The 14,480-nt window shown below is 40.1% G+C and carries 15 protein-coding genes; 10 read left to right on the top strand and 5 right to left on the bottom strand.

Annotated features, from left to right (window positions below):
* Positions 1-98 precede the first annotated feature (98 nt).
* A complete protein-coding gene (locus HQQ94_RS14555) occupies positions 99-1,442 on the bottom strand; it encodes an MFS transporter (RefSeq protein ID WP_217274042.1) in 1,344 nt (447 codons plus the stop codon).
* Positions 1,443-1,942: 500 nt separating this feature from the next.
* Between HQQ94_RS14555 and rlmA the strand changes: the two genes are divergently transcribed.
* On the top strand, positions 1,943-2,755 hold the full coding sequence (gene rlmA, locus HQQ94_RS14550; protein ID WP_173295094.1) for a 23S rRNA (guanine(745)-N(1))-methyltransferase: 813 nt from the start codon (positions 1,943-1,945) through the stop codon (positions 2,753-2,755).
* A gap of 284 nt (positions 2,756-3,039) precedes the next feature.
* Positions 3,040-3,246 (top strand): cold-shock protein, encoded by a 207-nt coding sequence (locus HQQ94_RS14545; RefSeq protein ID WP_012155714.1) that lies wholly within the window; start codon positions 3,040-3,042, stop codon positions 3,244-3,246.
* Between the two features lie 199 nt (positions 3,247-3,445).
* Here the strand turns inward: HQQ94_RS14545 and HQQ94_RS14540 are convergent, their stop codons facing one another.
* The 4 genes from HQQ94_RS14540 to HQQ94_RS14525 all read right to left on the bottom strand — a co-directional run bounded on the left by HQQ94_RS14540 (position 3,446) and on the right by HQQ94_RS14525 (position 6,839).
* Positions 3,446-4,345 (bottom strand): ABC transporter ATP-binding protein, encoded by a 900-nt coding sequence (locus HQQ94_RS14540; protein ID WP_173295093.1) that lies wholly within the window; start codon positions 4,343-4,345, stop codon positions 3,446-3,448.
* Positions 4,342-5,154, bottom strand: a complete 813-nt coding sequence (locus HQQ94_RS14535) for an ABC transporter permease subunit (protein WP_173296659.1) — start codon at positions 5,152-5,154, stop codon at positions 4,342-4,344. Before HQQ94_RS14535 ends, HQQ94_RS14540 begins: the two co-directional genes overlap by 4 nt.
* Positions 5,155-5,242: 88 nt before the next feature.
* Positions 5,243-5,899 (bottom strand): YceH family protein, encoded by a 657-nt coding sequence (locus tag HQQ94_RS14530; protein WP_173295092.1) that lies wholly within the window; start codon positions 5,897-5,899, stop codon positions 5,243-5,245.
* Positions 5,900-5,996: 97 nt separating this feature from the next.
* The gene (locus tag HQQ94_RS14525; RefSeq protein ID WP_173295091.1) at positions 5,997-6,839 is read right to left on the bottom strand and encodes a S1 RNA-binding domain-containing protein; all 843 of its coding nucleotides are present in this window, start codon (positions 6,837-6,839) and stop codon (positions 5,997-5,999) included.
* A 387-nt stretch (positions 6,840-7,226) separates the two neighbouring features.
* On the opposite strand from HQQ94_RS14525, the gene speA reads away from it, so the two are divergent.
* The 8 genes from speA to HQQ94_RS14485 all read left to right on the top strand — a co-directional run bounded on the left by speA (position 7,227) and on the right by HQQ94_RS14485 (position 14,456).
* Positions 7,227-9,143: a biosynthetic arginine decarboxylase gene (speA, locus tag HQQ94_RS14520; protein WP_173295090.1), complete on the top strand. Its 1,917-nt coding sequence runs from the start codon at positions 7,227-7,229 to the stop codon at positions 9,141-9,143.
* Between the two features lie 62 nt (positions 9,144-9,205).
* Positions 9,206-10,126: an adenosylmethionine decarboxylase gene (locus HQQ94_RS14515; protein ID WP_173295089.1), complete on the top strand. Its 921-nt coding sequence runs from the start codon at positions 9,206-9,208 to the stop codon at positions 10,124-10,126.
* Between the two features lie 29 nt (positions 10,127-10,155).
* Positions 10,156-11,085, top strand: a complete 930-nt coding sequence (gene speB / locus HQQ94_RS14510) for an agmatinase (protein ID WP_173295088.1) — start codon at positions 10,156-10,158, stop codon at positions 11,083-11,085.
* Positions 11,086-11,134: 49 nt separating this feature from the next.
* Positions 11,135-11,776, top strand: a complete 642-nt coding sequence (gene pdxH / locus HQQ94_RS14505; RefSeq protein ID WP_173295087.1) for a pyridoxamine 5'-phosphate oxidase — start codon at positions 11,135-11,137, stop codon at positions 11,774-11,776.
* A gap of 142 nt (positions 11,777-11,918) precedes the next feature.
* Positions 11,919-12,494, top strand: a complete 576-nt coding sequence (locus HQQ94_RS14500; protein ID WP_173295086.1) for a YceI family protein — start codon at positions 11,919-11,921, stop codon at positions 12,492-12,494.
* 79 nt (positions 12,495-12,573) lie between these two features.
* Positions 12,574-12,936 carry a DUF3802 family protein gene (locus HQQ94_RS14495; RefSeq protein WP_173295085.1) on the top strand — a complete coding sequence of 121 codons (363 nt, stop codon included), beginning with the start codon at positions 12,574-12,576 and terminating at the stop codon, positions 12,934-12,936.
* 167 nt (positions 12,937-13,103) lie between these two features.
* On the top strand, positions 13,104-13,469 hold the full coding sequence (locus HQQ94_RS14490) for an STAS/SEC14 domain-containing protein (RefSeq protein WP_173295084.1): 366 nt from the start codon (positions 13,104-13,106) through the stop codon (positions 13,467-13,469).
* A gap of 117 nt (positions 13,470-13,586) precedes the next feature.
* On the top strand, positions 13,587-14,456 hold the full coding sequence (locus HQQ94_RS14485) for a RimK/LysX family protein (RefSeq protein ID WP_173295083.1): 870 nt from the start codon (positions 13,587-13,589) through the stop codon (positions 14,454-14,456).
* The last annotated feature ends 24 nt before the right edge of the window (positions 14,457-14,480 follow it).

Below are 14,480 nucleotides of genomic sequence, written 5' to 3'. Positions count from 1 at the left end.
AGTAAGTTTTTTATGTTAATGGGAATTAAGGCTAGTATGGTTATATTCAGTGTCTATTGAGCTGACTTTCCCCTCGTTCACAAGCGGATGAATTAAGCTCATTCATCAAGTGAGCAACCATTCGTTTCAGGTAATGTTAAGCCACCTATCAATGCAACAATAGCAATGATGATCAAATACCATGCTGGGGCTAAATTACTATCTGTAATACTGATTAACCAGGTGGCAATTAAAGGTGCTGTGCCGCCAAAAATAGTATAAGACACGTTATAGCACAATGCTGATGCGGTATAACGCACTTCTGTTGGGAATAACTCAGATAACAATATCGCCGTGACAACGCTGCATATTACGGCACCAATTGCCATTAATCCCGCCCCGAGAATTGAATAACCAAGAGTGCCACTTCCGGCTAAATAATAAGCCGGAAACACGGTGAGTATGAGAGTTGTACATGCTGTTATTATCGTATTCTTACGTCCGATCCAATCAGTATAGCGGCCAATGATAGGGCATAACGCGGCTGCGAATACTAAGGCGATAAGACTGGCAAGTAATGCTGTACTGCGAGGTGCACCACCTACTGTTTGCATATATGTGGAAAAATAACTCGTAAACATATAAAAAGATAATGCAGTCGCCGATATAAAGGCCATTAAACAAATCATACGTGTTCTATGTTGTGATATCACCGATCTGAGTGGCACACATTCAGGTCCATTCTTTGCTTTTAGTACTTTAAAAGCGGGTGATTCATCGAGTTTAATACGAATATATAAACCGATTAACCCCAGTGGTGCTGCTAATAAAAATGGGACTCTCCATCCCCAATCTTGCATATTCTGTTCAGAGATAGACTCATTCATGAGTAAACTTAATAATGCCGCGCTCGCAAAGGCTGCAAAAGTCGATACTGGCACAAAGCTGCCGTAACGCCCTCTTTTATTACGTGGTGAGTGTTCCATCACGAACGCACAGGCACCAGCATACTCTCCACCTGCTGAAAATCCTTGTATACAACGTGCAAATATAAGCAGCAGCGGTGCAGCAAGTCCGATACTGTCATATGTAGGAAGTACTCCGATCATTGCTGTAGCACTTGCCATTAATATAATGGTGAACGCGAGTACTTTTTTTCGCCCAATTCTATCGCCTAAAGACCCAAAATATATTCCCCCGAGAGGCCTCAAAGCGAAAGAGACGGCAAAGACCGCAAATGTTTGCATTAAAGCAACGGAAGGATCCCCTGTGGGGAAAAAGTGCTGTGCTATGATCACAGCCATAAAACCATAAATAGCGAAGTCAAACCATTCTACAAAATTTCCAATTGCAGAAGCAGCGAGAACACGTTGTAAAGTGGCTTTATCCACAACATCAAATGGTGCTGAAACGAGTGCTTCATTAGTACTATTATTTTGATATGCATTAATGTTTATATACACAATATATTCCTTGTATTGAAACAACTAAGCCAATGCAGGCTTTCTGTCCGTGAGTGATTTTCTCATTATTATTAAGTGAGTTAATATAAGAGATACTGTCAAATTACTTATTGTTAAATAATGATGATGCATTATTATTTAACAATAAGGGGACATGCGTTGACTATATTTAAATAGACGATTTATACCTAATATACTTTATGTAAAAAATTTTCGGTAGAGGTAATTCTAGGTAGGTAAAATATCAATTAGGATGCTATTTTCGACGATGATTTATATTGTTAATGGTCAATGGAGTGAATCGTGCCGTTACCAGCTCTTTATCCAATCACAGTTCAATGATCCCAATCTAACAATCTTAGTGAGTTAATATTAGCCGTATTCACGAAAAAATATGATCTCTAATTAATACGGGTAGCGTATCATAGGACGTTATCAACGGTGGTAGTTAATCATACGTATGAGCAGCCTAGTTTATCCACAATTCGATGGAAGAGAGCATGAAATACCAATGTCCCATATGTAAGCAGACGCTTTTATTACAAGCGAAAACGTGGTGTTGTCCGAGTAACCATCGATTTGATTGTGCTAAAGAGGGCTATGTGAATTTGTTACCAGTACAAAATAAGGGATCGAAAGACCCTGGTGATAATAAAGACATGATGTTTGCTCGGCGAGAGTTTTTGAATAAAGGTCATTATCAGGGGTTAAGCGATCGGATTAATGAACTTGCCTCTTGTTACGGTAAAGCAGCTAAAACGGGATTGGATATAGGTTGTGGTGAAGGTTATTATAGCCACCGTCTGCAAGCCAGCTTGTCTGCTTTGGGTGAGTTTACTCTGCAAGGACTCGATATTTCAAAGTCAGCATTAAAATATGCGTCAAAACGATATAAAGACATCGACTTTTGTGTGGCCAGTGCTTTTGAAATGCCTTTTGCGGATGACAGTTTTGATTTTATGCTGCGTATTTATGCTCCCTCACAGGATGATGAGCTAAGGCGAGTGGTTAAAAAAGAAGGCATATTGATCACTGCGTCTGCAGGGGAGCACCATCATTTTGCACTCAAGCAATTAATTTATGCAGATCCTAAGTTGCATATGACAGGCAGTAGTGAGATCCCACAGTTTGAATTATTGCATCGTGAGAATTTAACATCAGTTATGTGCCTTCAAGATGAAACTGATATTGGTCACTTTTTAAATATGACGCCATATAGCTGGAAATTGACAGATGAACAGAAATCTACTTTGGTAACAGAGGGCCTGACATGCGAATTAGATTTCAAAATAGAAGTCTTTAAGGCTATCTAGAGGGGAGTACGTTTTTACAACCATCGAAATGATGATTTTTAATTCAATTTGTTGATGATTATGCAATGGAAACTAAGGGTCAGATCTGCCAGTAAAAAGTAGATTTCCTCGTCATTTCATTGTTGACATACCTCCAGAATCATTTATAGTGGACACAGCTCGAAAGTTGCATTTATTTCATGTTCCAATACGATTTGTTCGTCCTGTTAACATAAAGTGATGCCGGCATTTTCAAGCTCTACTGCCGTTTAGGCTATATTTTATTAAGTTACAGGATTTATATCATGTCTCAAGTTACTGGCGTTGTTAAGTGGTTCAACTCTGACAAAGGTTTTGGATTTATCGAGCAAGAGTCTGGTCCAGATGTTTTTGTTCACTTCCGTGCAATCAACTCTGACGGTTTCAAAACTCTTGACGAAGGTCAGAAAGTACAATTCACTGTGACTCAAGGTCAGAAAGGTCCACAAGCTGAAAACGTTACTGTCGTTTAAGCTTTGCCTTTGATTAGCTTTTAGCTAATCCAAAAGAATTTTGAAGAGCTGTAATTTATTACAGCTCTTTTTTATGCCTAAAAATAATGAATGGTACACATTACTCTTCTTATAAATAACATATCAAGTCCGATCCTCTTACTATGATGTATAAAAGCACCCTGTATGCTGGTGCTTTTAAGAGGATCTGCGATGAGTCCTAAGAAAATAATTTATCTTCTAAACTTCTGCCCTTAAGTATGGTTTTATATTGCCACTGGTTTTGTGTAAACAGCTGAAATAATTGTATTTCAAGATCGGTTACATCACTGGCATTATAGTGAATTAAGAACTCATTTTCCTGCTTAGCAATGACAGAATTGATGCCTTTAAAGCTGAGTATTTCACTAATAAGATGAGTGCTATCACAACGTTGCATCGAAAGGGTAATGTATTCATCGGTTACATTTTCTTGTATGGAGACGGATTGACCTAGTTGACCTTGATCCAGATAGAGCACCTGATCACAGAGTTTTTCCAATTCATCTAAATTATGTGAGCTGATAATAAAGGTTATCTGCGGAGAAAGAGACTTAACCAGATCTCTGATCACTTTTGCATTCACCGGATCGAGTCCTGCTGTTGGCTCGTCGAGTAATACTAACTGTGGTTTGCCAATTAAGGCCTGTGCGATGGATGCTCGTTTACTCATGCCATGGCTTAAAGACTGCGGCTTTTGTTTGCTTACTTCGTTGAGACCGACCAGTGAGAGGACTCTATGTGCCTCATCTCTTGATGCTTTTTCTGACAGTCCCTGTAGGGTGCCGAATAAGGTAAATTGGCTTATCAAGTTGAGGTTTGGATCTAGAGTGGCATCTTGTGGTAGTGAAGAAACATTGCCGAGTAAACTCGCGCTACCAGGTTTTTTACCCATGATAGTGACCGAACCAGAGCTCGGCAATAAATAACCACACAATAGACTAAATAGCGTTGTTTTGCCTGCCCCATTGGGGCCCACTAACGCGATGGGAGCGCCAGCTTTTAGTTCAATAGAGACATTGTTTAGGGCACATTTACTGCCGTAAAATTGACTTAGTTGCTCACATTTTATTAGGCTCATAGTGAACTCCTTTGAATGTACTGACGTCCTAAAAAGAGTAAGAACCCAGCTTGCAGTAGTGGGATCGGCGCGTAAACAAAGCTACCGAATCCTTGAGTATTGATCATCATACTAATTTGAGCACCTGGCAGGATCCACTGTAACCATTGGGCAAGCGAAGCGAATTGGCTATGCACAATCGCAATCATGACGGCACTCACGGCCCAAAATAGGATGGCATAGATAGTGGCTTGTCTTGCCGTGTTTGCATACAAAGAGAGTATGGCCATCATGGCAGTATAAGGGAGTAAAATGATGAATAAATTGATAAAAACTAAAGTTCCAGAGGTTACAGCGGGTAGCAGGAGCGTTATATCCCTTGATATTGCCAGTATAATGGTAGCAAGTATTGTGAGCGTAAGTAGCAAAGATTGGATCAGCATATGACCGATGAAGCGCCCGAAAAAAATACTGTCGCGACTGGTTCTTAATGTGAGAAAGCGAAATGAGCCTCTATGTTTATCTGACGCAAATTGATCTGCTGTGACGAAGATGCTGAATAGTGGAAACAGGTAGAGTGCGGCTATCCAGAAAATGGCGATTTCTGCCACTTTCCATTGAAATAGTTCATTAATGGAGTTTTCACCAAAGATCCCACTGATGAGTTGTTTGAACTCTTCAGTTAATAAAAAACTCGATGCGGTTCGTATGGGGTAAAGGAGAAGCAGTAACCACACCAGTGAAAACGCGAAGAGTGAAATCAAACCTCTTGGATTAAAGAGGAGTTTTTTAAGTTCAAATTTGGCCAGTATGAGGGTATTACGTACCATACCGGAGGAGAGGTTAGATTCCAATGTGTTCCCTTATTATCATGGTGTTGATAGTTGCATAGTGTAAAGTATTGTTGCGTGATCATTGTTAGCGTAAATCTTGTAAAGCCTTCTTAAGGCTGATGATTTCCTGCTCTAGTAGGCTCACTCTTTCTGATAATGCATTAACTTCATTAGAAGTCTTGTTTGGTGTTTCTCTATGAGGCCTATTTTTATTCGACATATCAACCGATCCACCTTTAACCTGATCGGAAATTAATTCTTCGAAACGTGGATCTCGTCGACCAACTTCTTTTGCTAATTGGTGTACCAAGGGGGGCTCCGTTTGCGTGAGTGCGCGCAAGGCATTGTCGACTTCATTAAGATCATTGAATTGATGTAAACGACCGCTGCGGCTTTTCAATTCCCCCGCAGTTTGAGATCCCCTAAGAAGCAAGAGACAGATGAGGGAACATTGAGCTGCTGTCACTTGAAGATCACTAAACTCCGTATTACAAAATCGGTGCTTATATTTCGTGACCCGAGATCCAAAGCCAGTTTGATCTGTGACGAGTCGTTTTGTCATTAATGAGTCAATTGCCGTCTGTGTCTCTAATTCGGTGATGGACATGACAGGATCTCGGCTCGACTTTTGGTTACAGGCCAATGTGAGTGAATTGAGTGATAATGGATATTGATCTGGAGTCGTGATTTCTTTTTCAAGAAGGCACCCTATGACTCTAGCTTCATGAAGTGATAAATTCATTATTGATGATCCATAAAAAAAGCATAACTTTGTTATAACAGAGTCATGCTTTTTATCAAAGGGAGGAATCCTGAAATGTGAGTTTATTGCTTGATAACTAGTCAGAGGTGCTTACTAATGTAATGCCATCCACTGAAATGGTAATTTGTTGCGTTTTATATAAGCCACCGATACTCTTCTTGAAGGCTTTTTTACTCATCGACAGTGTAGCATAAATGATATCTGCATCCGTCTTATCGTTTAATGGCAGGAACCCTCCCGCTTGTTTAAGCTTAAACATAATCGTGGTTGAGTGTTTGTCCAACTCTTCTTTGGCACCTTTTTGTAAAATGAGGTCAATTTTGTCATCGCCACGCACTTGTTTAATGAATCCTTTGAGTCGCTGGCCGAAACTTAAAGTGCGAAAAACTTCATTTTTGAAAATTACTCCCCAATGGCTGTGGTTAATAATCGCCTTGTAACCTAAATCCGTCGTGCCGCCAATAATCAGGTTAACCTGTTCGTCAGCATCATAGGGAGGGGGCGTTTTATCGAGAAATCTATCGATTTTTGATGAGGCGACGATACGGTCATCAACATGACTTTGGTAAATATAAACAAGATAAGAACGACCTTCTTCTATTTCTCGGTGTTGTTCACCAAAAGGCAGTAATAAATCTTTGTCTAACCCCCAGTTTAGAAATGCACCAAACTGTCCGGTAGAGACGGCTTCTAAATAGGCAAATTGGCCGACCTCAGCTAAAGGTTTGTGTGTGGTTGCAATGAGTTTGTCTTCTGAATCTAGGTAAATAAATACTGATATCATGTCACCGAGGTGACATTCTTTTGGCATTAATTTGGTGGGTAGGAGGATTTGACCTAGTTCCTGTCCATCTAAATAAACACCAAAATCAACGCGTTTGACTACTTCAAGTGTGCTGGTTTTACCTATTTGTATCATGTGATTCTCAATTACTGGCGATATATCTTCGATTGCGGATTATAGTGGAAAAAGATCCAATAATCTTCCGGTGATTTTATTCTCATTTAAGTATTTTTAAAATAAAGGCAGATTATGGCTACTTTCAAAAAAGCGTCATGTTAATCTTTATCTTAACTAATCTAAAAGTTAATGATGTTCATAGGATAATTCGCCTTGCATAATCATCGCTTGGGGTGTTTAATTACGCCGAAATTTTATTGGTTAGTCACTATTGCCTTCAACCTGCTTTTTAGGTTGTACATGAGTTTACACAAGACTCATTGGCGCTGTTTAGTCTCGCTCTAATTCGATGTAACATAATTATCAATTATGTTACTTACTAATGGTTGTTATAGGTTTAATGATATGAGTAATTGGTCTATTAATGATGCCCGTACAGGGTATAACGTTAATTATTGGAGTCAGGGACTCTATGGCATCAGTGATGGAGGTGAAGTCACTGTTTCACCGGATCCAACTCGACCAGAGTGCACTATTGGGCTCAATGAATTAGCTAAGAGTATGGTTAAGTCAGGCGTTGCTTTACCTGTGCTGGTGCGATTTCCGGATATTTTGCACCATAGAGTCAATAGTCTGTGTCAGGCATTCAATCAAGCAATACAGAAGTATCAATATCAAGCTGATTATTTGTTAGTTTACCCGATTAAAGTCAATCAACAGCAAACCGTTGTTGAAGAGATTTTGGCAAGTCAGACAGAAAAAGAAGTCCCGCAACTAGGCTTAGAAGCCGGCAGTAAACCTGAATTGATGGCGGTATTAGCCATGGCGCAAAAAGCCAGTTCGGTGATTATTTGCAATGGATATAAAGATGTTGAGTATATTCGTTTGGCGTTGATTGGAGAAAAATTAGGCCATAAAGTTTACATCGTGCTTGAAAAGTTATCTGAGTTGCAGGTGATATTAGAAGAATCACGAAAGTTAGGGGTAATACCTCGCTTAGGTTTACGTGTACGGCTTGCATTTCAAGGCAAAGGAAAATGGCAAGCCAGTGGTGGAGAGAAGTCTAAATTTGGACTTTCAGCTTCGCAAGTATTAACGGTTATTGAGTCATTAAAGCATCAAGGTATGCTGGATTCTTTACAGTTATTACATTTCCATTTAGGCTCTCAAATTGCCAATATTCGCGACATTCGCCAAGGTGTGAGTGAAGCGGGTCGTTTTTATTGTGAGCTACAAAAACTGGGTGCTAAAGTCGAGTGTTTCGATGTGGGTGGTGGACTTGCAGTTGATTATGATGGAACCCGTAGTCAAAGCTCGAGTTCGATGAACTACGGATTAACGGAATACGCGAATAACATTGTTAGTGTGTTAACTGATCTTTGCCACGAATATGAGCAGCCGATGCCGAGAATCATCTCAGAATCGGGTCGTTATCTTACCGCGCATCATGCTGTGTTAATCACGGATGTTATTGGTACTGAAGCGTATAAACCTGAAAAAATTAGCCCGCCTGCTGCAGATGCGCCTCAGTTGCTGCACAATATGTGGCACTCGTGGAATGAGATCAGTGGCAGAGCCGACCAACGGGCACTGATTGAAATCTACCATGATTGTCAAAGTGACTTGACCGAAGTGCATTCTTTGTTCGCCTTAGGTCAGTTAAGTTTAACTGAGCGGGCGTGGGCTGAGCAGGTCAACCTGCGAGTTTGTCACGAACTGCAAGGTGTGATGAGCAGTAAATATCGCTTCCATCGGCCCATTATTGATGAATTGACCGAAAAGTTAGCGGACAAATTTTTTGTTAACTTTTCATTATTCCAATCTTTACCAGATGCTTGGGGGATTAATCAGGTGTTCCCTATCATGCCGCTTTCAGGTTTGGATAAACCGCCTGAGCGTCGTGCTGTAATGTTGGATATCACTTGTGACTCAGATGGCACTATCGATCAATATGTTGATGGTCAAGGCATTGAAACGACGCTGCCTGTTCCTGCATGGAGTGCAAAAAGTCCTTATTTGATAGGTTTTTTTCTAGTAGGCGCCTATCAAGAGATTTTAGGCGATATGCATAACTTATTTGGTGATACCAACTCTGCGGTGATTCGTTTAGGTGATGATGGTAAGGCTAATATAGAATCAATATTAGCAGGGGATACGGTTGCAGATGTACTCAAATACGTTAATTTAGATGCCGTGTCATTTATGCGCACCTATGAAGAATTAGTGAATAAGCATATTGAGAAACATGAAAGGGCCAATATTCTTGAAGAGCTGCAATTGGGCTTAGAAGGGTACACGTATCTTGAAGATTTCTCATCATGATATCATTGCTTGCGTTGAGCTATGTCTGGTCCATATGGGCCTGATATTGGATAAGTGTACAGATGTTCTTTGAAGGATCGGAAAAAAGAGTCGAGGTGTTTGTTTCGCCTTCAACGGCTCCTTTACGTCTTCTTGGGAATAAGTTTTGGGCTGACGTCGTGGCCAGTGCGAATGCAGAAATTATCTCGACAATGAGTAATGATTTTTGTGATGCCTACTTACTTAGTGAGTCTTGCTTATTTGTTTGGGATGATAGGTTTTTGATGCTCACCTGCGGCACCACAACATTGGTCGACGCTGTGATCTTATTTACCGAAAAGCTGGGCAGAGCGACCATCGCTTCTGCCAGTTATCAACGTAAAAGTGAATACTTATCCCATTTACAAACCAGCTGTTTTACCAACGATGTATTGCGGCTTAGAAAGAGTTTGGCTGGTGCAGCATATCGGATCGGCCATTTAGACACACATCATCACTATATTTTTACTGCGGACAGTATTCAGTCAGGTGGTGTGATTCAGTCAAATCGTGAATTGATGATGTACCATATTAAGGGGGCAATAGCAGACTACCTTAGAAGTGATAAGCAGAGCTGTCAGGGGATCCGGGATATATTAGCGCTGGAGAGAGTGTTTGCCAATTTCACGTTTGACGATCACTTGTTCGATCCTTGTGGTTATTCAATTAATGGCTTATGCGGGGATAAATACATGACCATTCATATTACTCCTCAAGAGGAAAGCTCTTATGTGAGCATTGAAACGAATGCGAATTTTAAATGCTGTCCGTTCTCCGCTTTATTGAATAAATTACAGCCTCAAAGCTGGGACGTGATTGGTTTCAATGGCACGATTACCACAGATGATTTTCCGCCTTATCGATTAGTGGCGAGCTGTGCTTTGCCGCTCAATGGCAAGGACAGGGTTCAATTCAATCAATATCAACAGCTCACCAGTGAAGTTTTGTTGCCTGAACGATTGTAAGATCAAATTTACATTATTACGGAGTGTGTATGACCACGATTGCAGATAAGCCTGATTATTCTCTTTATTCCAATGCATTTGGTTACTTAAGACAGCCATTAGATTTTAATCCATTAAAGAGTGATGCCGATGTGGTTGTCTTAGGTCTGCCTTTCGATATGGCTACAACAGGGCGCTCTGGTGGACGTATGGGACCTGGTGCAATACGTCAGGCGTCAGTTAATCTTGCTTGGGAAGACACTCGCTGGCCATGGGATTTCAAATTAAGTGAGCATTTGAATATTGTTGATGCAGGCGATTTGGTGTATGACTGTGGTGATTCTGCTGACTTTACTCAGAGAGTGGAAGAGTTTGCTACAGCGATTCTAGCGTCTGGTAAAGCGATGTTGAGCTTTGGTGGCGATCATTTTGTGACGTTGCCATTACTGCGAGCTCACCATAAGACCCATGGTAAGATGGCTTTACTGCATTTTGATGCACATACCGATACGTACAGTCAGGGAAGTCAGTATGATCATGGCACCATGTTTTTCCATGCGCCTAATGAAGGACTTATCGATGCCAGTCATTCCATTCAAATAGGTATCCGGACAGAATATAACCGTGATGTTCACGATTTTAAAGTGATCGATGCGGCATCTGCAAATGAGTTAAGTGCGGATGACATCGTTGCTCAAATAATTGATCGTATTGGCGATCTTCCTTTATACATTACGTTTGATATCGATTGTCTTGACCCTGCATTTGCGCCAGGTACTGGAACACCTGTGTGTGGTGGTTTGACGAGTGATAAGGCAATGAAAATTATTCGTGGCCTTGCGGGTGTGAAAGTGATTGGGATGGATGTTGTTGAAGTGGCACCAGCTTATGATCATGCAGAGATCACCGCGTTAGCTGGGGCCACCTTAGGCCTTGAGATGTTACATGTATGGGCTGAGTTTAATAAGCGAAATCGGTAGGTTTTAATGAGGCTAGTGCTTCTTTTAGTACAGACAAGGATAAGAATAGATGTCAAAACTGAGTGATATCAGACGAGAATACACCTTGGGTGATCTCCATAGAGCTGTACTTCCGGGCGATCCGATGAGTTTATTCTCTAAATGGATGGAAGAAGCGAGGGATTCTGCCTTATTAAGTGATCCAACTGCCATGTCTATTGCGACAGTTGATGAAAATGGACAACCTTTTCAACGAATTGTCTTATTAAAAAGATTTGGTGATGAGGGGTTCGTATTTTTCACTAATCTTAAAAGTCGTAAATCCCAGCAAATAGCACATAACGGTAAAGTCAGTTTATTGTTTCCTTGGCATTCTTTAGAAAGGCAAGTTGCGATTACGGGGGAGGCTGAAGCGCTATCGACGGCAGAGGTGCTCAAATATTTTATCACGCGGCCTAAGGAGAGTCAGATTGCTGCTTGGGTCTCCAAACAGTCAAGTAAAATTTCGGCTAGACAAGTACTTGAAGCTAAATATGAAGAAATGAAAGCCAAATTTAGTCAAGGCGAAGTGCCCTTACCTACTTTTTGGGGAGGTTATGTCGTTAGGCCTTCTAGTATTGAGTTTTGGCAGGGGGGGGAATTCAGGCTACATGATCGTTTTCTTTATACTAAAGCGCAATCGAGTTGGGAGATTTCTCGACTTGCTCCTTAAGGTCTCATAAAAAAGGGCAGTGAAAACAGTCCTTTTTTATGTCAATGATTTTTATTTGAATATCACTATATTTACATTTTATCAATTTGATTTATATACTGTGTTTTAGATAACATCAATTAATGTACTTAAAGGAACGGCGATGAGACGAACATTAACAGCTTTGTTACTTAGTTCAATCGGTTTTATGGCATCAGCAACGCCATGGCTGATCGATAATGACGCTTCTGCAATAAACTTTATTACGACCAAAAAAGTGAATATTTCTGAAGTACATGAGTTTAAAGATTTTTCTGGGAGTTTAAATGATAAAGGAAACTTTGAGTTATCTATCGAACTGACGAGTGTATGGACCAATATTGAGATCCGTGATACACGAATAAAAGAGATGCTGTTTGAAGTGGCTGCTTTTCCAAGGTTGGAGCTTAAATCGGCAATATCACTTGATGCCTTAGCGACGATTAATGTGGGCTCACATGCTGAAATGCAAGTTACTGCAGAGTTGTCATTTCATGATAAGACACAAATGTTACCCATGACGGTAAGCGTCATTAAGCTTAGTGATAAGTCGCTGTTAGTCGTGAGCACTAAACCTGTGATCATCAATGCTGACCAATTTGGTCTTGCTATTGGTGTTGAAAAATTACGTGAAATAGCCGGGCTCAGTTCGATTGGGCATTCAGTACCAGTATCCTTTATATTGAGCTTAACGCGTTAAGTTATCAATGTGGCAATTAAACTGGATAATGCACATGACATCAGCCATGCTTTAATTGAACAGCGCAATTGAGACAAAGATGATTACTGACAAAGACGGGTATACACACTTGATACAATACCTCACTGAACATTTGTCTCTTTTCGAAGATAAACGCAATGATTCTTCGATTGATGACACCGTATTAGCGTTATTTGAAGAGCAACTCGCAGCGCAAATTATTATGGTGTGTGGACAGAATCCTTCGTTAAATTTTGCTCAGAGAAACAAAGTCATTAGGGAAGTCGATGCAATTGTATATGATATTATAGAGGTCCTTTCCAGTGTTGCTCATCAGAAAGTGACGCAGGAGCAAATTTTATTTATTACTGAATTTTCAGGTTTAATCAAAAATTTATTCGATCAAGAAATAGCGATCTTACTTGGCAAGTCGTCATGCTAAACAGTAGGATTGATATTGATATTATAGATGTTTATTGGCCGATTTTTAGCCTTTTAATTGAGTCTTTCATGCATAAGATGAATCTTTGTTTATTGTTAGCTATTAGTGTGTTCACATGGAATGTTGAGAGTCGGTTTGCAGCACAATCTTGATTGGGCAGGGGTACTATGATTGAATTGTTAAATGGTTTTGATCATGACACAGTCGCCATTAGGGCATCTGGTATTGTGACAGGTGATGATTATGATCAACAACTATTACCTATTATTGAAAATAAGTTAAAAGATCATGCCAGTATTAAACTTTGGTATGAATTTGATGATAAATTTAAGGGCGTGACAGTGGGTACTCTTTGGGATGATGCTAAAATTGGTTTATTTCATCTGACGGATTTTTATCGAGTTGCCATTATAACCGATAGTCAACGTGTGGCAGGTATGGCAAATGTATTGAGTTATATGATCCCATGTCCGGTGAAAGTGTTCGAAAAAAGTGACACTGCAGATGCTTCTGATTGGATGAGAGAACCTTAACGTAAAGCATCACAGTAAACCGTTTAAATAATATTTAATCTGCTGACCCTATGTCGGCTTTTTGTTTATTTGTTAGTATGAGCGAAAATGACAATCTCTGGATAATAGGTAGCAGAAATGAGTAAAGTGGTTTGCTTTTTTATTGTACTTTTAAGTAGCACAACTTGGGCTGATGATAAAATGATTATAGGCCCAACGGCCTATATGTCTGTGAGTGAAGTGGGGTTGAGCTATCATGCTAGAATCGATACCGGAGCGAGCATTACTTCATTAAATGCTTATGATTTTGATATCGAAGGTGGTAGTGCTGAAAAGATGGAAGATAATGTGGGTAAAATGCTCATATTTACCACCGAGAATGCCGCAGGTGAAAAACAGCGCCTAAAGGCGAAGATCATTAGAACATCAACGGCGAAAAATGCACAAGGGCGTGAAACACGATATGTGGTTGAATTGCATATCGGCGACAAAGGTCAAGAGAAAAAAGTGACGGTGAATTTAAGAAATCGCAGTCATATGGATTATCAATTATTAGTCGGTCGAAACTGGCTAAAAAATAAGTATATTGTTGATGTTTCTGACAAAAAAATAATTGGTCCCATTGCTTCTATTAACATTCTTGAGACGGGAATGATGTTTAATACTCGGATCGATAGTGGTGCGGGGTTAACTTCACTGCATGCTATTGATCTGCATGTTGAAAATGGCGTGAAAGACATGGAGAAAAATATAGGCAAGACGTTGAGTTTTACGACTGAAAATGAATTAGGTGAGACTAAACGAGTTCATGCAATGATCGTCGATACAGAGTTTATACGCAGTGCGCAAGGCCGAGAACTTAGATACAAGGTTGAATTAACCTTAGGTGAGAAAGGCCAAGAGTATAAGGTAAAAGTGAATTTAAAGGATAGAAGTAAGATGAGTCACAAATTGCTTATCGGGCGTAATTGGTTGCAGGGACATTATTTAGTGGATGTTTCACTGTAGGGATTGATGAAATCAAAAAGAGGC

The sequence above is a fragment of the Shewanella sp. VB17 genome (assembly GCF_013248905.1).
Lineage (GTDB): Bacteria > Pseudomonadota > Gammaproteobacteria > Enterobacterales > Shewanellaceae > Shewanella.
Note: the sequence above shows the minus strand (reverse complement) of the source record. Positions and strands in the feature narration are given on the sequence as shown.